General features: G+C 67.1%; 21 protein-coding genes. 10 read left to right on the forward strand and 11 right to left on the reverse strand.

The window, feature by feature from the left end; translation table 11 throughout:
- The first annotated feature begins 13 nt into the window (after positions 1-13).
- The gene (locus ODR01_RS05260; RefSeq protein WP_316976558.1) at positions 14-484 is read left to right on the forward strand and encodes a nucleoside deaminase; all 471 of its coding nucleotides are present in this window, start codon (positions 14-16) and stop codon (positions 482-484) included.
- A 3-nt stretch (positions 485-487) separates the two neighbouring features.
- Here ODR01_RS05260 and ODR01_RS05265 read toward each other — a convergent pair whose 3' ends face one another.
- The 3 genes from ODR01_RS05265 to ODR01_RS05275 all read right to left on the reverse strand — a co-directional run bounded on the left by ODR01_RS05265 (position 488) and on the right by ODR01_RS05275 (position 3,148).
- Positions 488-1,774 carry an MmgE/PrpD family protein gene (locus tag ODR01_RS05265; RefSeq protein ID WP_316976559.1) on the reverse strand — a complete coding sequence of 429 codons (1,287 nt, stop codon included), beginning with the start codon at positions 1,772-1,774 and terminating at the stop codon, positions 488-490.
- A 63-nt stretch (positions 1,775-1,837) separates the two neighbouring features.
- Positions 1,838-2,623, reverse strand: coding sequence for a DUF502 domain-containing protein (locus tag ODR01_RS05270; RefSeq protein WP_316976560.1), 786 nt, complete (start codon positions 2,621-2,623; stop codon positions 1,838-1,840).
- A gap of 120 nt (positions 2,624-2,743) precedes the next feature.
- On the reverse strand, positions 2,744-3,148 hold the full coding sequence (locus tag ODR01_RS05275; protein ID WP_316976561.1) for a Crp/Fnr family transcriptional regulator: 405 nt from the start codon (positions 3,146-3,148) through the stop codon (positions 2,744-2,746).
- 96 nt (positions 3,149-3,244) lie between these two features.
- On the opposite strand from ODR01_RS05275, the gene ODR01_RS05280 reads away from it, so the two are divergent.
- Positions 3,245-3,700, forward strand: a complete 456-nt coding sequence (locus tag ODR01_RS05280) for an NUDIX hydrolase (protein ID WP_316976562.1) — start codon at positions 3,245-3,247, stop codon at positions 3,698-3,700.
- Here the strand turns inward: ODR01_RS05280 and ODR01_RS05285 are convergent.
- Both ODR01_RS05285 and ODR01_RS05290 read right to left on the reverse strand, forming a co-directional pair.
- Positions 3,642-4,421, reverse strand: a complete 780-nt coding sequence (locus ODR01_RS05285) for a DUF2927 domain-containing protein (RefSeq protein ID WP_316976563.1) — start codon at positions 4,419-4,421, stop codon at positions 3,642-3,644. The two genes, ODR01_RS05280 and ODR01_RS05285, sit on opposite strands and share 59 nt — an antisense overlap.
- Position 4,422: 1 nt before the next feature.
- Complete coding sequence (locus ODR01_RS05290; RefSeq protein WP_316976564.1) at positions 4,423-5,517, reverse strand: hypothetical protein; 1,095 nt, start codon at positions 5,515-5,517, stop codon at positions 4,423-4,425.
- A gap of 224 nt (positions 5,518-5,741) precedes the next feature.
- Between ODR01_RS05290 and ODR01_RS05295 the strand changes: the two genes are divergently transcribed.
- The 4 genes from ODR01_RS05295 to ODR01_RS05310 all read left to right on the forward strand — a co-directional run bounded on the left by ODR01_RS05295 (position 5,742) and on the right by ODR01_RS05310 (position 9,024).
- Positions 5,742-6,269, forward strand: a complete 528-nt coding sequence (locus ODR01_RS05295; protein WP_316976565.1) for a glycine cleavage system protein R — start codon at positions 5,742-5,744, stop codon at positions 6,267-6,269.
- Positions 6,270-6,305: 36 nt separating this feature from the next.
- On the forward strand, positions 6,306-6,602 hold the full coding sequence (locus ODR01_RS05300) for a hypothetical protein (protein ID WP_316976566.1): 297 nt from the start codon (positions 6,306-6,308) through the stop codon (positions 6,600-6,602).
- Between the two features lie 101 nt (positions 6,603-6,703).
- Complete coding sequence (locus ODR01_RS05305) at positions 6,704-8,128, forward strand: hypothetical protein (RefSeq protein WP_316976567.1); 1,425 nt, start codon at positions 6,704-6,706, stop codon at positions 8,126-8,128.
- Between the two features lie 14 nt (positions 8,129-8,142).
- Positions 8,143-9,024: a metallophosphoesterase family protein gene (locus tag ODR01_RS05310; protein ID WP_316976568.1), complete on the forward strand. Its 882-nt coding sequence runs from the start codon at positions 8,143-8,145 to the stop codon at positions 9,022-9,024.
- Here ODR01_RS05310 and ODR01_RS05315 read toward each other — a convergent pair.
- Positions 9,000-9,221 (reverse strand): sulfurtransferase TusA family protein, encoded by a 222-nt coding sequence (locus tag ODR01_RS05315; protein ID WP_316976569.1) that lies wholly within the window; start codon positions 9,219-9,221, stop codon positions 9,000-9,002. The genes ODR01_RS05310 and ODR01_RS05315 overlap by 25 nt on opposite strands.
- Positions 9,222-9,261: 40 nt before the next feature.
- Positions 9,262-9,768: a sulfur carrier protein DsrE2 gene (gene dsrE2 / locus ODR01_RS05320; RefSeq protein ID WP_316976570.1), complete on the reverse strand. Its 507-nt coding sequence runs from the start codon at positions 9,766-9,768 to the stop codon at positions 9,262-9,264.
- A 417-nt stretch (positions 9,769-10,185) separates the two neighbouring features.
- Between dsrE2 and ODR01_RS05325 the strand changes: the two genes are divergently transcribed.
- The 3 genes from ODR01_RS05325 to ODR01_RS05335 are packed head-to-tail and all read left to right on the forward strand — an operon-like array spanning position 10,186 to position 12,363.
- Positions 10,186-11,100: a sulfite exporter TauE/SafE family protein gene (locus ODR01_RS05325; RefSeq protein WP_316976571.1), complete on the forward strand. Its 915-nt coding sequence runs from the start codon at positions 10,186-10,188 to the stop codon at positions 11,098-11,100.
- A complete protein-coding gene (locus tag ODR01_RS05330) occupies positions 11,097-11,861 on the forward strand; it encodes a TIGR02186 family protein (RefSeq protein WP_316976572.1) in 765 nt (254 codons plus the stop codon). The genes ODR01_RS05325 and ODR01_RS05330 overlap by 4 nt, the downstream gene beginning before the upstream one ends.
- A gap of 4 nt (positions 11,862-11,865) precedes the next feature.
- A complete protein-coding gene (locus tag ODR01_RS05335) occupies positions 11,866-12,363 on the forward strand; it encodes a universal stress protein (RefSeq protein ID WP_316976573.1) in 498 nt (165 codons plus the stop codon).
- Between the two features lie 37 nt (positions 12,364-12,400).
- On the opposite strand, the gene ODR01_RS05340 is transcribed toward ODR01_RS05335, so the two are convergent.
- On the reverse strand, positions 12,401-13,342 hold the full coding sequence (locus tag ODR01_RS05340; protein ID WP_316976574.1) for a hypothetical protein: 942 nt from the start codon (positions 13,340-13,342) through the stop codon (positions 12,401-12,403).
- Positions 13,343-13,489: 147 nt separating this feature from the next.
- Here ODR01_RS05340 and ODR01_RS05345 point away from each other — a divergent pair, with 147 nt between their 5' ends.
- Positions 13,490-13,693, forward strand: coding sequence for a hypothetical protein (locus ODR01_RS05345; protein ID WP_316976575.1), 204 nt, complete (start codon positions 13,490-13,492; stop codon positions 13,691-13,693).
- A 96-nt stretch (positions 13,694-13,789) separates the two neighbouring features.
- Here ODR01_RS05345 and rpe read toward each other — a convergent pair whose 3' ends face one another.
- The 3 genes from rpe to tkt are packed head-to-tail and all read right to left on the reverse strand — an operon-like array spanning position 13,790 to position 17,589.
- Positions 13,790-14,449: a ribulose-phosphate 3-epimerase gene (gene rpe / locus ODR01_RS05350; RefSeq protein ID WP_316976576.1), complete on the reverse strand. Its 660-nt coding sequence runs from the start codon at positions 14,447-14,449 to the stop codon at positions 13,790-13,792.
- A gap of 16 nt (positions 14,450-14,465) precedes the next feature.
- Complete coding sequence (gene fba / locus ODR01_RS05355; protein WP_316976577.1) at positions 14,466-15,530, reverse strand: class II fructose-bisphosphate aldolase; 1,065 nt, start codon at positions 15,528-15,530, stop codon at positions 14,466-14,468.
- A 46-nt stretch (positions 15,531-15,576) separates the two neighbouring features.
- On the reverse strand, positions 15,577-17,589 hold the full coding sequence (tkt, locus tag ODR01_RS05360; protein WP_316976578.1) for a transketolase: 2,013 nt from the start codon (positions 17,587-17,589) through the stop codon (positions 15,577-15,579).
- Between the last annotated feature and the right edge of the window lie 100 nt (positions 17,590-17,689).

Here is a 17,689-nt window from a genome sequence, read left to right on the forward strand (position 1 = left end):
GGAACGAAGTACGATGACCCATGAGGATTTCATGCGCCGCGCCATCGCACTCAGCCGGGCGCACATGGAGGCCGGGCACGGCGGGCCGTTCGGCGCGGTGGTCGTCAAGGACGGCGCCATCGTCGGCGAAGGCTGGAACGAGGTCACCTCGGCCAACGATCCGACGGCCCATGCCGAGGTGATGGCCATCCGTGCGGCGGGCCGGAACTTAAGGACGCACGACCTCGGCGGCGCCGTGATCTACACCAGTTGCGAACCCTGCCCCATGTGCCTGGCCGCCATCTATTGGGCACGCCTTAAGTGCGTGTACTACGCCAACGGCCGGGCCGATGCCGCCGCCATCGGCTTCGACGATGCCCTTCTCTACGAGGAAATCGCGGCCCCTCCCGAAAAGCGCTCGCTTCCCATGGTTCGCCTGCTGGGAGGGGAGGCCCTCGAGGTATTCGACGGCTGGACGGCCAAGTCCGACAAGAAGGCCTACTGAGGCTCAACTCTCATCGATTTTCGGCAGCGGCCCGTCGTCGGCCATGGCCAGGATGCCGTCGATCAGCGTGCGCGCCGCCTTGTCCTCCAGGCCGCCGAAGGCCATCAGGTGGCCGGCCTTGGCCACCATCTGCGCGGCGTCCAGCGGCATCTCGGGGTCGCCCTTGCAGACCAGGCGTTCGGCCGCCACAAGGCCGCCGTCTGCCGTTTGGATCTCGACACGGGTTCCCCAGGCTTTCGGGTAGTTGGAGGCGAAGGGTTCTCCCACCCTTACCGTCACCTTGTCGCTGAGGCCGGCCAGCCGCCGGCGCGCCTCTTCATCGAACGAGCCGAAGCCGACCTCGCCGTCGCCCAGCGCCGCGGCGGCGCAATGGTAGAGCGAGAACTTGGCCTCGTATTCCGACTCCGGGCGCGGACGGTCGCAGACGGCGAGCGCCGCCGGATAGGTGGTGACGGTGACGGCGGCGATGGAGCGGCCGCGCAGGGCGGCGTGCGCCTCCAGCGCGGCATCGACAAGGGGATGGGTGTGCCGGCAGGACGGCCATGGCTTGATCGAAGTCTGGCGGAGCTGCCAGGGATCGTCGGGGTTGGCCAGCAGGGCTTCCGGCCGGGCGTCCGGGCAGGCCCCGGCGAAAAAGCCCTTGGCGCCCTCGAGGATGGCCGGTGCCCCGGTGAAGCCCCGGGCCGCCAGTTCGGCGGCGACGAGGCCGGCTTCGGCGGCGCGTCCGGCGTGCAGGTGCTTGCTCATCGCTCCGGTGTCGAGGAATTGCCAAAGGCCGGCCGACTGGGTGCCGGCGTTGCCGAGCGCGTGCATGGCCTTTCCGTCGTCGAGCCCCAGCAGATCGGCCGCCGCCATCGCCGAGCCGTAGGGGCCGCAGGTGGCGGTGTTGTGCCAGATCCGGTAGTGGGCGGGACCGACCGCCATGCCGACGCGGCAGCAGGCCTCGAAGCCGCGCAGGGTGGCGGTCAGCAGGGCACGGCCGGCCATGCCGTTCCGCCGGCCGAGGGCGACGATCACAGGCACCACGGCACAGCCCGGATGGACCACCGAGGCGCGGTGCAGGTCGTCGGTTTCGAGCGAGTGGATGATGCCGCCCAGGAAAAAGGCCTCGCGCCCGGCGTCCCGGCCGGCTTGCGCCGCCCAGTCGGCCATGATGCGGCCCGGCCCCGAGGCGCGCCCGGCGACGGCGTTGGCGATGGCGTCGAGAACGTAAAGGGCGGCCGCGCGAAGGTCGGCTTCGTCAATCGGCTTGGCGCGGACATAGCGGATCAGCTGTTCGGTCAGGGTCATTCCAGGACGCTCCACGGCGGCGCATCGCGGCGGCCAAGTCCGTCCGGCCGGCCGGTTCCCCGCCTATTCCTTCCGCGACACCAGCACCGGGATGCCGTCCCGCTCGCGCAGGATGTCGACCTCTTCGTAGGTTGCCGCGGAAACCTTGGGTTTCACCTTCTCTTCCGGGCTGCGGCGATCCGGCGGCGTGACGATGCCGCCCGAGATCACCATCTTGATCGCCTCCTCCACCGACATGTTGAGGCGCACCAGGTCGCTCTTGGGCACGAACAGCAGAAAGCCCGAGGTCGGGTTGGGCGTCGTCGGCAGGAAGACGTTGATCGTCTCGTCTTCGGTGAGGTTCTGAATCTCGCCTTCGGTGCGGCCGGTGATGAAGCCGACCGCCCACATGCCGCGCCGCGGATATTCGACAAGAACGGCCTCGCGGAAGGCGCCGGACCGTTGGGCGAGAACCGTCTCGAAGATCTGCTTGACCGTGCCGTAGACATTGCGCACGACCGGAACCTTGGCCAACAGGTGGTCGATCAGCCGATGGAAGTAGCGCCCCAGGAAGCTGGCGGCGAGCCAGCCGATCAGGGTCAGCGCGGTCACCACGATCAGCAGCCCCAGGCCCGGCGTCGCGAACGGCAGATAGGTCTCGGGGTTGTAGTGGGCGGGGATGAGCCTGGTGACCTTGAGGTCGACGAAGTGGATAAAGATCCAGGCCAAATAGACGGTGATCGAAATGGGCGCGGTGACCAGGATTCCCGCGAAGAAATAGGCGCGCAATTTGGCGCTCAGGCTCTTTTTGCCCGAGCCCTTGGAGCCATCGTCTGCCGGCTCTGCCGGTTTTTCGTCTTCGGGGACCATTTCTCGTTGAGTTCCAGAGGTTGGGTTTGCGGCTTCACCATCGTACAGACGGATGGGAAAGGCAATGGGGACAACCGTCGCGAAGGGTGATCGGCGTTGTCCGCCGCGTCCGGCGGCGGTTCAACCGTCGGGGCGCGCCGATTTGCCGGGATGCGGCAGGTCGTCGACGATGGCGCGCTGCGCGATCGAGCGCAGGTTGCCGGCGAAGACGTTGATCAGGCCGCGCAGGAAGGGGTCGGCTTTGGCCAGCTTCTCTTCCAGCATCTGGCGCGAAATCAGGATGACGGTGGTGACGTCGACGGCGGCGGCATAGGCCATGCGCGGCACGTCGTCGATCAGCGCCATCTCGCCGAAAATACCGCCCGGGCCGACGACGCCGAGCACCACCCGCTTGCCGTCCTTGACCTTGTAAATCTCGACCCCGCCAGCCTGCACGACATAGGCGCGAAGACCCTCGTCGCCTTCCTTGAAGATGATTTCCCCGGCCTGGAAGACCTTGCGTTCGAGAACCTTGTCCTGCGCCATCGCGGCCTCGCCCCTTGGGGATTGCCGAAATCACGTTACACTTCTAGTGTCGCCGGCGACAGTCACAATTCGCCATCCGCTTTTCGGTCGATTTCCATGAGCCGTGAATATCCGGACCGTCCATTCGTCGGCGTCGGCGCCGTGGTTCTTAACGGGGGCCGGGTTCTGCTGGCCCGTCGCGGCAATCCGCCCAAGGCCGGCGATTGGAGCCTGCCGGGCGGCGCCCAGATGGTCGGCGAAACGGTGTTCGAGGCGGCGTGCCGCGAGGTGCGCGAGGAAACCGGCCTCGACATCGAGGTGCTGGGCGTCGTCGATGTCATCGATTCCATCCATCGCGATCCCGATGGCCGGATCCGCTACCATTACACCCTCGTCGACGTCGTCGCCCAATCCGACGGCGATGCCGCCGTTGCCGGCGACGATGCCGCCGCCGTCGGCTGGTTCTCGCTGGACGACCTGGCCGGCCTGACGCTGTGGTCGGAAACCGAGCGGATCATCCGCCTCGGCCATGAGATGTGGACGATCTTGCGGAACCCGCCAGCTCGGAAATAACCGTCCTGGCGACGCCAAGCGCCGCCGCCCTGGGCAGCCCCGCCTTCATGCGCGGATCGTACAGGGTGCGCACCAGGATGGCGTCGTGCGGCGACAGTTCGGAGAGATGGTCGCGGTCGCTGAAGATGGACGGCCGCATCGCGTCGCTGTCGTTGGGCAGGCCCAGGCTTTGGGTCAGTTCCTCAAGCAGGCAGCTGTTGATGAGCGCCGGATCGCGCTCGACGTTCACCACGACGATCGCCTTGACAATGCGGCTTTCCGGCTGCTTCCAGGACAGGAAATAACAGCCGCCGGCCGCCGCGGCTTCGCGGATGGCCTGCGGATCAACGTTGGGGCCGCCGATGGCCGCCATCTCGTTGCGCCTAAGGAACAGTACGCGGATGGCGGCCGACTCCGGCGTCTTCGTTCCGCTGAACTTCTTTCCGGTCAGGCGGCCCAGCGCCGCCAGATGGGCCGAGACGAAGCCCAGGTGCTCCGGCGTGGCGCGTTGTTCGAGCGAGACCGTCAGGGTGTCTCCCGGCCACTTGGCGATGACCGTGCTGGCGTAGGCCGGGCCCATTTCGGAGCCGAAGACGATGGTGTCGAAATAGCGGACCAGGTCATCGACCGGCGGCAGCGTACCGCCTGTCGGGGACTGGGCGGCGGCCGAGGCGGCCGTCGCCGCCAGCCCAGCCGCGAGCAGCAGGGCGCGGAATATCGTCGGCGTCGGGCGAGATGGCATCCTAGCGCCTCTCGGCGTCCTGATCGGGCTTGGCGATGACCCACGATCCCAGAATTCGTTCGGCCGTCTTCATGTGGCGGGCGAACCGATCGGCCGGCGCCCGGTACGACCAGATATAGGCGACTTTCCCCTCCGGCCGGGGGACCACCACCGACCACTGGCGGTAGGTCTGCTTGCCCTGCGAATAGGCGACGGCGAATTCCTGGCCCACGAGGAACACCTCGTCCCGCTTATAGACGTAGGGGCCCTGGCGCTCGAAGATCACGTCCTTGGCCTGTTTCTCGAACTGCACACGGATCTGGTCCATCGCCATCGACGCCGCCTGGACGGCGGTTTCGGCGTCGGGCGGGGCGACGTTCTGGATGCTGACCGTCGCATAGAAGGCGTCCGTCCCCTCGGGGCCGCTCACCATGATGGCTTCGCCGGTTGGCCGTTCAAGGACCCACTCGGGATCGTATTCGATGGCATAGCCCAGGCGGTGCTCGGCGAAGCGGCGCACGGAGGGCTCGGCGCCGAGGACGGCCTGTTCTACGCCCGGTTTCGGCCGGGCCGCCTCGGGCGCGGCCGGCGTCGGCGGCATGTCTCCGGGGGCCAGACGGAAGGCGTTCAGAATCCAGTGGAACTCGGGCTCCAGCGTGTCGAAGGCCTCGCTGCGCGCCCGGAAAATGAAGGTATAGGCGTTGACCGGCCCGCGGGTGATGACGACGTGATAGCGCGCCCCCTGCCCTTCGTACTGTCCGCTGAAGGCAACCATGCCGGCGATCAGCGAAACCTCCTGCCCGATCTTGCGCTCCCACGGCTTGCCCGGCCCCAGATAGGCGGCTTCCAGGGTGGCCGCCGTTTCGCTGATGGTGGTGTCGGGGCCGGCGTCGCTGGTCTGCAGGATGACGCCGTATCCCTTGTCCGAGTCGATGGCGATGTCCACCGTGTCGCCGGGCTCGCGGATGCGCGCGCCGGCCGGAACGGTGACGGCATACTTGCGTTGCGGATGCTCGTAAACCTGCGCCGGCGCCGACGCCGCGCGGGCCTCGGAAAGCGCGGCGCAGGCCAGCAGAAGCAGGGCCCCTCCCCACGTTCGCGCCGTCCTTCCGATCATCGCTCGTCCTTTTCCCGGGGCGCCGCAACCGCTGCGTGCCACCATCGGCAACAGACGATACCATGAAATGGTTAACGCAGATTACCGATCGATAGCCGCCCCGTTGCCGGCCGGCGACGGTTGCCGAGACCCCTTTCCTTTCCGGGCGAAAGCTTCATTATGGAAGGCCAATCCATTCGCCCCGGCGACGGACGGCGGGCATTTCGAGCGCAGTGGGGAGAGCCATGGCCAAAACGGTATTGATTTCGGTTCTGTGTCCGGATCGCGTGGGATTGGTGGCGGCGGTTGCCGGGCGCCTGTTCGACCTCGGGGGCAATCTGAGCGATACCGTGTTCGCGGTACTGGGCGGCGGCGCCGAATTCACCTCCATCTGCCGGTTGCCCGACGGCGTCGATCTGGCCACGGTCGAGAGCGACCTGAGGGCGATCCCCGAACTGGCGGATGCCGACATCGCGGTGCGCCCGTTCGGCATGGCCCCGACGCACGGGCCCTCGGGGCGGGTCACCCATCGCATCACCGTGACCGGCGGCGACCGGCCCGGGCTGATCGCCCGCCTGTGCGAGGTGTTCGTGCAGTTCAAGGCCAACGTCGTGCGCCTCAACGCCCAGAAGGGCATCGAAGGCGGCGAGGAGCGCTACTCCATCACCGCCGACGTGTGGATTCCGCAGGGCGGCGCGCCATCGTGCCTGGCCACCGTCGACAACACGGCGGGCGAACTGGGCCTGGCCTGCCGCTGGGAGAAGATCGCCTAGGATATCATCGAGCGCCGTTTCCGAACGGGGGTGGCCATGGCGGAAGTCCTGATTTTCGGCCTGCTGGCCTTGGTGGTAGTCGCGGGCGGGGCGGTCGTGCTTCTCCGGCGACGCCCTTCCCGCCCCGCTCCCCGCATCGCGCCGCCCAAACTTCCGCCGGCGCCTCCCGGCGCGACCGAACGGCCGTCCGTTGCCGCCGGCCCGCCGGGGGACGGCCGCATCAGGGGGCGGGTTCGCGCGTCCTCGAAACGGACGGTTGGCGACATTGTCGAGCATCATCCGGACGAAGCGGCTTCGGTGCTGCGCCGCTGGCTCAAGTCGGACGACCGATAGCGTTCCTCGCCCCCGATCACGCGGTTGTAATTTGCCTTCGCCTGGGTGCCTGCGTACCTGGGAAGCGACGGTAGCAACGGCATCCGAAGGGGGATTGCGGCATGACGAGTGTGGGGATGCTGGTCTGGCTGGTGCTGGCCGGCTACGGCGCCCTGATCTGGGCGATCATGCCGCGCCAAGTCAGCGCCGGGCAGTTTTTCGACGGCCGGTCGAGCCAGGGCGGCGAGCCCGGGTTGTGGCTGCTGGTGGCCAGCGCCGCCGTCACCTGGATCTTCGCCAAGTCCATTTCCAACGCCGCCGGCCTGAGCGCGGCGTTCGGCATCGCCGGCGGCGTCGGCTATGCCTTCTATTACCTGAGCTTTGCCGTCGTCGGTATCGCCGTCTATTTTCTGCGCGTCCGCGGCGGCTTCCGCTCGCTGCCGGCGTTCCTGGTCGCCAAGTACGGGCCGTTCTGCGCCAAGCTGTTCCTGGCCGCCATCGCCATCCGCCTGTTCAACGAGGTGTGGTCCAACACCAAGGTCGGCGCGCTTTACTACGGGCCCGAAGGCAGCCTCGCCTATTGGGTGGCGGCGGCAGCCATCACCGGATTCACGCTCTACTATTCCTGGCGCGGCGGTTTGCGGTCCAGCCTCATCACCGACGGCGCCCAGATGCTGCTGGCGGCCGTCCTGCTGGTGGTGGTGCTGGCCGCCGTCGGCCCCGGGCTGGCGGCATCGGGATTGCCGGAGGTCGGGCCGGCCTCCCACGCCGCCGGGCTGACTTTTGGCGGTCTGGCCCTGGTCCAGGTCCTGTCTTACGGATTCCACGATCCGGTCATGACCGATCGCGCCTTCGTCACCCGGCCGGGGGTCATGCTGCGCGCCTTCCTGCTGGCCGGACTGGTGTCGGGCGGCTTCATCCTGCTGTTTTCAGGAGTCGGTCTTTACGCCCGCGCCATGGGCCTCGCGGGCGATCCCAGCGTCGCCGTTCCCGCCGCGCTGGGGCTGCCGATGATGCTGGTGTTCAACGCCATCATGCTGACCAGCGCCGGCTCGACGCTCGATTCGACCTTCGCCTCGGCCGCCAAGGTGGGGGCGCGCGACTGGTCCAACGACGAGGCGCCGCCCACCGAACGCCATTCGGCGCGCGGGCGCAAGGCGATGCTGGCCATCGCGCTTCTCGGCAACCTGCCGTTGTTGGCCGTCTATCTGGGCGGCCAGGTGGGGCCGGCCGTCATCGCGGCGACGACCATCAGCGGCACCATGGTGATGGGCCTGGCGCCGATCTTCCTGCTGGCGTGGATACGGCCGGCCGGCCGTCTCAGCTTTCACCTGGCTTTCTGGCCGGGCCTTGTCCTTGGCGTCCTGATGACCGTCGAAAGCGCGACCGGGGTCGAGATCCTTCCGGCCGCTCTCGACATCGGAACCGGCAGCTATGCCGACGATCTTGGCGTCAACGTCTTCGGGTTGCTGATCTGCACGGCCGGCTATGTGGCGGGGGCGCTCGTCGCCGCGTTGCGGCCGCGCCGCGCCGTTCAGCCGGCCTGACCGGAAGCGCGCCGATGACCGGCGGGCCCATCCTCGATATCGGTGGCTTCGAAGCGCCGATCCTGGTATTCGGCGGCCCCTACGGGAACCTGGAGGCCACCCGCGCCGTCCTTGCCGAGGCCGTGCGGCTGGATATCCCGGCGTCCCGCATCCTTTGCACCGGCGACGCCTGCGCCTATTGCGCCGATCCCCAGGCGACGGTCGATCTGCTGCGCGCCGCCGGCATCGTTGCCGTCATGGGCAACTGCGAGGAATCGTTGGCCGGGGACGGCGCCGACTGCGGATGCGGCTTCGCCTCGGGAAGCGCCTGCGACGTGCTGTCGCGCCAATGGCTCGCTTATGCCGTCGCCCACCTCGACGCCGGGGCCAAGGCGTGGATGCGAACCCTGCCGCGCCAGGTCGCTTTCCGGCTGGCAGGGCGCCGCTTCCGGGTCGTCCACGGCGGGGTTTCCGAGATCAGCCGCTTTCTCTTCGCCTCGACGCCCGAGGGCGAGGTCGCCGAGGAATTCCGCCGTCTGCAGGAGACCGATGCGGTGATCGCCGGGCATTGCGGCCTGCCGTTCAGCCGCATCGTCGGCGGCCGGCTGTGGCACAACGCGGGCGTCATCGGCATGCCGGCCAACGACGGTACGCCGCGCGGCTGGTACAGCGTCCTGCGCCCGGAGGGCGGCGACATTGCCGTCGAGCACCGATCCCTCGATTACGATCACGCCGTCCAGGCCCGCAAGATGCGCACGCGCGGCCTGCCGGAGGGGTATGCGCGGGGGCTGGAGACCGGCCTGTGGCCCAATCTCGACATCCTGCCGGATGCCGAGCGGCAGCGGACAGGATTGCCGATCGCCGCCGGTTCCCTTCGTTGGCCGGGACGATGTCAGGTGGATTTGCGGATGACGTAGGTGTAGACGCCGTTCTCTTCGCTCTGCTCGACGAGCTCGTTTCCGGTTGTCCGGCAGAAGGCGGAAAAGTCGCTGACCGAGCCGGGGTCGGTCGCCACGACCTTGAGGGTGTCGCCGGCCGCCAACTCCTTGAGCGCCTTCTTCGCCTTGAGAATGGGCATCGGGCAGTTCAGTCCGCGGGCGTCGAGTTCCGCCATGGAGGTTCTCCTTTTGACCAGGTTTTCCGCCGTCGGCGGATCAGATGAACAGGTTGATATCCGACTTCAGGGCCTTTTCCATATAGGTGGCGGCGCCGCCGATGGCGATGCCTTCGACCAGGTCCCCGGCGGTCCATTCGAAGAGATCCATGGTCATCCGGCAGCCGATCATCTCGACCTCGGAATCGAGGGCCGCCTCGCGCAGGTCCTCGATGGAAGCCACGCCTTTGCGCTTGATCAGGTTCCGCATCAGGGTGGTGCTGAGGGCGTCCATTCCGGGCAGCGCGGCGGCCACGTTGGGCATCGTCAGATGAAGGCCCGCCAGCGGCATCTCCATGGCCGGGTTGCCGAGGGCCGAAACCCGCAGGTGGCCGAGATCCTTTTTCAGAAGCTGCAAGCCGTAGAAGGTGAAGAACATCGACACGTTGACGTCCATGGCGGCGGCGGTGGTGGCCAGGATGAACGGCGGATAGGCCCAGTCGAGGGTGCCCTTGGTGACGATGATGGTCATTTGTTTTTGCTTGGCGATGGCGTCTTCCCCGCTCATGGCGGACGTCTCCTGGCGATAGGGGATGAGAACATTAGGAAAATCTAAAATAGCGGAAAGCGGATCGACAATCCACCCTGCGATGACGGATGGAAGACATCCCGTTCGGATTGTGGGGAAAAGGCCCCACCCGCCGCAGAATACCGAGTTGACAAGGTGTTGAGGGGTCATTTAGATGACGCAGCCCCTTGTTCCGCGAGGGAATGGCGGCGGAGACCCCCGTCGGGGACCCGGTTTTGGTTGGCTGGGACGGTTTCCCCACCATCGGCAACGACGGGGTGACACGTCGGGCATCTTGCCATGGAAGGCGACGCTATGGCCGTGCAGCAGAAAGTCGGCGAGACGCGTGGCTCCCGGCGGCGGTGTTGTGGCGTCGGGGATGCGCGTTCCCTGCCTTTCGAGCGTGACTGAGCCGCCATGCAGGTCTACCTCCCCATCGCGGAGATGTCGGTCAACTTCTTTCTGATCCTCGGCATGGGGGGTGGAGTCGGCTTCCTCTCCGGCCTTTTCGGGGTCGGCGGCGGCTTCATGATGACACCGCTTTTGATGTTCATCGGCATCTCGCCGCCCATCGCCGTGGCCACCGGCGCCAACCAGATCGTCGCCGCGTCGGTTTCCGCGGCGATCGCGCACTGGCGGCGCGGCAACGTCGATCTGAAGATGGGATCCGTCTTGTTGGTCGGCGGCATCCTGGGGTCCGTCTTCGGCGTCTGGCTGTTCACCCTTCTGCGCGAGATCGGCCAGATCGACCTGGTGATCACGATTGCCTACGTCATTTTCCTCGGCGTCATCGGCGGCCTGATGTTCGTCGAGAGCGTGCGTGCGGCGATCCGCCGCAAGAGGCAGGTCCGCCGGCGCCAGCATACCCACCTCTGGATTCACGGCCTGCCGTTCAAGACGCGGTTCCGGCGGTCGCGCCTGTACATCAGCGTCCTGCCGCCCATCGGCATCGGCTTCCTGGTCGGCATTCTGGGGGCCATCATGGGGGTGGGCGGCGGCTTCGTGATGGTTCCGGCGATGATCTATCTGCTGGGCATGCCGACCACGGTGGTCATCGGAACGTCGCTCTTCCAGATCGTGTTCGTAATGGCCAACGTCACCGTTCTGCAGGCCGTCACCAACCAGACCGTCGATATCATGCTGGCTCTGGTTCTGCTGGTCGGCGCGGTGATCGGCGCCCAGTTCGGGGCGCGGGCCGGCGCCAAGATGCCGGGCGACCAGCTTCGCGTCCTTCTGGCGGCTCTCGTGCTGACCGTCTGCGCGCAGCTGGTGTTCGATCTGGTGAGGACGCCGGGCGATCTCTATTCGCTCGGCATCGTGGGGTCGCAATGATCGAGGGCCTCAACCTCGCCGCCTGGATGTTTCCAGTTCTTTTCGGGGCCCAGCCGGCTGCCGTCGCCGTTCCACTCAGCCATGACGAACTGGTGATCGACCTGTCCCGGCACGAGGTGTCGGTCGCGCTGAACTACGCCGGGGCGGAGCTGGTGCTGTTCGGGGCGACGGAGGGGGCCGGCGACGTGGTGGTCGAGGTTCGCGGACCGCGCCGCACCGAGGTGGTGCGGCGCAAGGCACGCGTCGGCGGGATTTGGCTGAACAGCGACGAGGTGGTTTTCAGCAACGTGCCGGCCTTCTATGCCCTGGCCAGCAGCGCCCCTCTCGATCAGATCCTGCCCCCCGAGGAGCAGGCCCAGGAGAGGATCGGCGTCGATCATCTGTGGTTGACGCCTTCCGAAAAAATCGCGGAGCAGGAGGCCAGCGCGTTCCGGACGGCGCTGGTGCGCAACAAACAGCGCGTCAACCTGTTTCCGGCCGAGCCGACCGAGGTGAAGTTCCTGGGCAGCCGTCTGTTCCGCACCGACATCCATTTCCCGGCCAACGCCTCGGTCGGGCCTTATCGGGTCACCGTTTTTCTGATCAAGGGGGGCGAAGTCGTGAGATCGGCCAGTACCCCTCTCATCCTGTCCCGGGCCGGATTCGAGGCCCGGGTTTTCGATCTCGCCCATACCAACGGGCTGGCCTATGGGCTTCTTGCCATCGCGATTGCCTGCGTGGCAGGATGGCTGGCCAGCGTCTTTTTCCGCAGCAAGGCGTAGAGGAATGGCTGAGACTGAGGCTGAAGGCGCAACCCCTTCCGACGGCGGCGTTTTCCTGTGCGTTGTCGACGAAACGGCCGAACTGTGGCCGGCCCTGCGGTTCGCCTGTCGCAAGGCCAACCGCCAGGACGCCCGCGTCGGCCTTCTTTGCGTGGTGGAACCCGCCGAGTTCCAGCATTGGCTGGCGATCGGCGATCTGATGCGCGAGGAACGGCGGGAAGAGGCCGAGGAAACGATCCAATTGATCGCCACTGCCGTTCAGAAGCAAACCGGAAAGATGCCGGTCCTTTACATTCGCGAGGGCGACGTGAAGGACGAGCTCTTGGCGGTCATCGAGGAGGAGAAGAGCATCTCGCTGCTCATTCTGGGCGCCGCCACCGGACCGGATGGCCCCGGGCCGCTGATTTCATACCTGGTCCAAAAGAAGGCGGGCGGCCTTCGGGTGCCGATCACCATCGTGCCGGGCAATCTTTCCAACGACGAGATCGACGCCCTGAGCTGACGGCCGGACGTCTTGTCCCGGATCTCGCCCATACCGGTCAGGGGATGGGGCCAATCGGGGCGCCCGCCTCGACTCTCAATTCCCACACCGGGTATTCCTCGGCGCGGCGCATGCCGGCGCGTTCCATGGCGGCGCAGGACGGCGCGTTGGTGACGTCGGCGTAGCCGACGATGGGGCCGCCCCAGCGTTCGTCGACCAGGGCGGCCATGCGCCGGCACATCAAGTCGACCGAGCCGCTGCCCCAGTGGCGGCGGACGCTGGCGTATTCGCCGACCAGCACCTCCTTGGCCAGCTTGGTGAAGTGCATGTAGCCGGTGATCGCCGCCCCCTTCATCGCCAGCAGGGTGCCGCAGCCCGGCGCGGTGAGGCGCTCGCGCATGACCGCCTCGTCGCGCGCAGAGATGCCGGCCTGGCCGGCGAAGCCGCGGTTGAAGATGTCGGTCACGGTGGCGAAGAGGGCGGGGTTTGCGGCGATCATCGCCTCGTCGATCTCGGCGATGGCGTAGCCCTTGGCGAGCGCCGCCTCGGCGCCCGGGAACTCGCCTTCGTTGGGCGGTCCGGGATCGCGCACGTATTTGACGCGCCCGGGGCGGGCCGCGAAGCCCAGGCGGGCCAGCCCGGCCTCGGGCATCGTCATCTCGGGCGGCGCGGTCAGCCGGTAGCGGCGCAGCCGCGGTGCCGACTTCTCCTCGACGGCCAGGAACTCGGCGAGCGCGGCCAGCAGCGGGCCCGACTGGCGGCCCTTGGGCGTGATGGTCAGGCTGACCATCAGGCTGCCGTCGGGGCGCTCCTTGCGGTCGACCGAAAGCGAGGCCGCCGGCCGGCTGTCCTCGAGATAGAAATGGTCCTGGCGGCGGCGCAGCACGGCGCCGCGCAAGTCGATGGTCGCCATGAACTCGCGGCCATTCTCGTCGGCCTCCTCGAAAATGAAGGCGAGGTAGGCATCGATGTTGGCCTCGCCGATCGCAACCAGAACCATGGGGACGGCCCTTCTTTTTGTGGCGCGGCGCAGTCTGATGCAAGAAGGGGCGGCGCCGCAAGCCCGGGCGGGATTGCGCGCAATCCGCAATTGCGCCTATGATCGGCGGAACGAATTCCTGAAAACAAATCGACGCGGAGGACGACGATGCAAGAAGTCCAAGGCACTCTGATGGCGGCCTGGCGGGCCAGCGGCGGCGCCCTCAACGCGCCGGCGGCGCGGCCGGAAACGGGCGACGACGGGCTGGCGGCCACGGCGATGACCGATGTCTACCGCTGCGCCCACGGCGCCGACGACGGGCTGGCCGCCACGGCTTATAGCAACAGATGGCCGTACTGCCTGGCGCAGTAGGCTTCCGCCCCAGGCGGTCAAAAGACATTCCGGCCCCTTCGTGGGGCCGGAGCTGTAATGGAGAATCAGCGAGACGACCCGAAGGGTCGAGACAGATTATCGGCGCGTCGCCGCCCGGAGGGCGGCAATCCGGTCGGCGTAACTTCCCTTGCCGAAGACCGCGCTGCCGGCGACCAGCACGTCGGCGCCGGCCTCGACGACCGTCCCGGCCGTACTCTCGTTGATGCCGCCGTCGACTTCGATCTCGATGGCGCGTTGGCCGACCATCCGCCGGATATCGCGGATCTTGGCGGCCTGCGCGGGAATGAAGGCCTGGCCGCCGAAGCCCGGATTGACCGTCATGACGAGGACGAGATCGATCCGGTCGAGCACGAATTCGAGGACCGAGGCCGGCGTCGCCGGGTTGAGCGAGACCCCCGCCTTCTTGCCCAACGCGTGGATGACCTGAAGGCTGCGATCCAGGTGGGGGCCGGCTTCGGCGTGCACCGTGATGATGTCGCTGCCGGCCTTGGCGAAGGCCTCGAGGTAGGCGTCGACCGGCGAGATCATCAGGTGCACGTCGAGCGGCTTTTGGGTGTGCGGCCGCAGGGCCGCGACGACGGCGGGACCGATGGTGATATTGGGCACGAAATGCCCGTCCATGACGTCGACATGAATATAGTCGCAGCCCGCCTCGTCGATGGCGCGGACTTCCTCTCCCAGCCGGGCGAAGTCGGCCGAGAGAATGGAGGGAGCGATCTTCACGGCGTGGGCCATGGTTCCCGCCCCTTCCCTACCTGATTTTCGGCGCGAGCTCGCCGGACCGATAGCGTTCGGCCATCTTGGCCAACGGAATGGCCTTGATCTTCGAGGCCTGACCCGCGGTGCCGAACTGCTCGTAGCGCTGCTCGCACAGCTTCTGCATCGCTTCGATCGCCGGCTTCAGGTACGTGCGGGGGTCGAACTCCGCCTTCTTTTCGGTCAGCACGCGGCGGATCTGGCCGGTCATCGCCAGGCGGTTGTCGGTATCGATGTTGACCTTGCGCACGCCGTGCTTGATGCCGGTGACGATTTCCTCGATCGGCACCCCGAAGGTCTGGGGCATCTCGCCGCCGTAGGTGTTGACGATGTCCTGCAGTTCCTGCGGCACCGACGAGGAGCCGTGCATCACCAGATGGGTGTCGGGCAGCTTGGCGTGGATTTTCTTGATGATGTCCATGGCCAGGATTTCGCCGGTCGGCTTGCGGGTGAACTTATAGGCGCCGTGCGAGGTGCCGATGGCCACCGCCAGCGCGTCGACGCCGGTCTTGCCGACAAAATCGGCCGCCTCGTCGGGATCGGTCACCAGCATGTTCTTGTCGAGCTTGCCCTCGAAGCCGTGGCCGTCTTCCTTGTCGCCCTTGCCGGTTTCCAGAGACCCCAGGCAGCCCAGTTCGCCCTCCACCGAGACCCCGACCATGTGGGCCATGTCGGTAACCTTGCCGGTGACCCCGACGTTGTAGTCGTAGGACGCCGGCGTCTTGCCGTCTTCGGAGAGCGAGCCGTCCATCATCACCGAGGAGAAGCCAAACGAGATGGCCGACAGGCAGGTCGCCGGATTGTTGCCGTGGTCCTGGTGCATGCACACCGGAATGTCCGGGTACATCTCGATCGCCGCCTTGATCAGATAGCTCAGCACCGTGTCGTTGGCGTACTTTCGCGCCCCGCGGCTGGCCTGCATGATGACCGGCGAGTCGGTTTTCTTGGCCGCCGCCATGATCGCCAGCATCTGTTCCATATTGTTGATGTTGAACGCCGGAACGCCGTAATCGTGCTCCGCCGCGTGGTCGAGAAGTTGCCTCATCGATACGAGTGCCATGATGTCGTTCTCCCTCTGTTGGGGGTATGGGAGGCCAGAGCCTCCCTCAGAGTTTGGCCTTGGCGGCGGCTGCCACCTTTTCCGGCGTGATGCCGAAGTGTTCGAACAGTTTCTTGTACGGTCCCGACTTTCCGAAGCCGTGCATGCCGATGAAGACGCCGTTCTCGCCGATGTAGCGGTGCCAGCCCTGGTCGATGGCCGCCTCCACCGCCACGCGGACCGTGTCGGGCGCGAGCACCTGGCGGCGGTAGCCCTCCGGCTGGGCGTCGAAGAGTTCCCAGCACGGCAGCGACACGACCGCCGTCGGAACACCCTCCTTCTGCAGGATGTCGCGGGCGGCGAGCGCGATGGCGACCTCGGTTCCGGTGGCGATCAGGGTGACCCTGCGGGCGCCGCCCTCGGCCTCGGCGAGCACGTAGCCGCCGCGGGCGCAGAGGTTTTCCCCGATCTCGGCGCGCACCGTGGGAACGGCCTGCCGGCTTAGCGAAATCGCCGCCGGCCCGGCGGTCGACGTCAGCGCCAGATCCCAGCATTCCGACGTCTCGACGGCATCGGCCGGGCGATAGACGGCGAGTCCGGGAATGGCCCGCAGCGAGGCCAGGGTTTCGACCGGCTGGTGGGTCGGCCCGTCTTCGCCGAGGCCGATCGAATCGTGGGTCAGGACATGGATGACGCGCACCCCCATCATGGCGGCCATGCGGATCGCCGGCCGCATATAATCCGAGAACACCAGGAAGGTTCCCGCATAGGGGATGAACCCGCCGTGCAGGGCGAGCCCGTTCATGATGGCGCCCATGGCGTGTTCGCGCACGCCGTAATGGATGTAGCGGCCCGAGAAATCACCGGTGTCGATGCTTTGCGTGCTCTTGGTCTTGGTGTTGACCGATCCGGTGAGGTCGGCCGAACCGCCGATGAGCTCGGGAATGGCGGCGGTGAGGACTTCCAGCGCGGCACCCGAGGCCTGGCGGGTGGCCAGGGCGGGCTTTTCGGCGACGAGGGCCTTGCGATGCTGGGCCGATGCCTGTTGCCAGCCCTCGGGAAGACGGCCCGCCTCGCTCCGTTCGAATTCGCTGCGCAGTTCGGCAGCGGTGGCGGCCAGCCGGCCTTCCCACTGCTTGCGGGCGGTGGCGCCGCGGGCGCCGGCGGCCCGCCAGGCGGCCAGCACGTTTTCGGGAACGACGAACGGCGGATACGACCATCCCAGGGTGGCACGGGCGCCGGAAATCTCGTCGTCTCCCAACGGCGCGCCGTGGCTGGCGGCGGTGCCCTGCTTGGTGGGCGCGCCGCGGCCGATCACCGTCTTGCAGCCGATGATGGTCGGCTTGTCCGACTTGTGCGCCTTCTCGATGGCGGCGGCGACTGCCTCGGGATCGAAGCCGTCGACCGCCTGGGTCGCCCAGCCGGCGGCCGCGAAGCGCACCAGCTGGTCCTCGGTCCGGGCGAGGTCGGTGGAGCCATCGATGGAGATGCTGTTGTCATCCCACAGCACGATCAGCTTCGAGAGCTTGAGGTGGCCGGCAAAGCCGATGGCTTCGTGGCTGATGCCTTCCATCAGGCAGCCGTCGCCGGCGATCACGTAGGTGTAGTGGTCGACCAGGTCGTCGCCGTAGCGGGTGTTGCGCATGCGCTCGGCCAGCGCCATGCCGACCGCCATGGCCAACCCCTGCCCCAGCGGGCCGGTGGTCGCTTCGACGCCCTCGGTGTGGCCGTATTCGGGGTGGCCCGGCGTCTTGGAGTCCAACTGCCGGAAGTTCTTGATCTCGTCGATGGTGACGTCCTTGTAGCCGGTCAGATAGAGCAGCGCGTACAGCAGCATCGAGCCATGGCCCGCCGACAGCACGAAGCGGTCGCGGTCCGCCCAGCGCGGCGCCGTCGGATCGAACTTGAGGAAGCGCGTGAACAGCACGGTCGCGACGTCGGCCATGCCCATCGGCATGCCAGGATGGCCGGACTTGGCCTTCTGCACGGCATCCGCCGCCAGGAAGCGGATGGCGTTGGCCATATCCTTGTGGGGCGCGTGTGCCGCGTCGGACGCTTTCAGGGTCTGCATGGACGTCATCGAATTACCTCCGCAATCGGCCGAAATGGTCTTCTTGCCGGCATGTCCCGCCCCTCTCATCCGCCGAGACGGCCGGAAATGCCACGAAATCCGTCAATTG

Source organism: Shumkonia mesophila (genome assembly GCF_026163695.1).
Taxonomy (GTDB): domain Bacteria; phylum Pseudomonadota; class Alphaproteobacteria; order Rhodospirillales; family Shumkoniaceae; genus Shumkonia; species Shumkonia mesophila.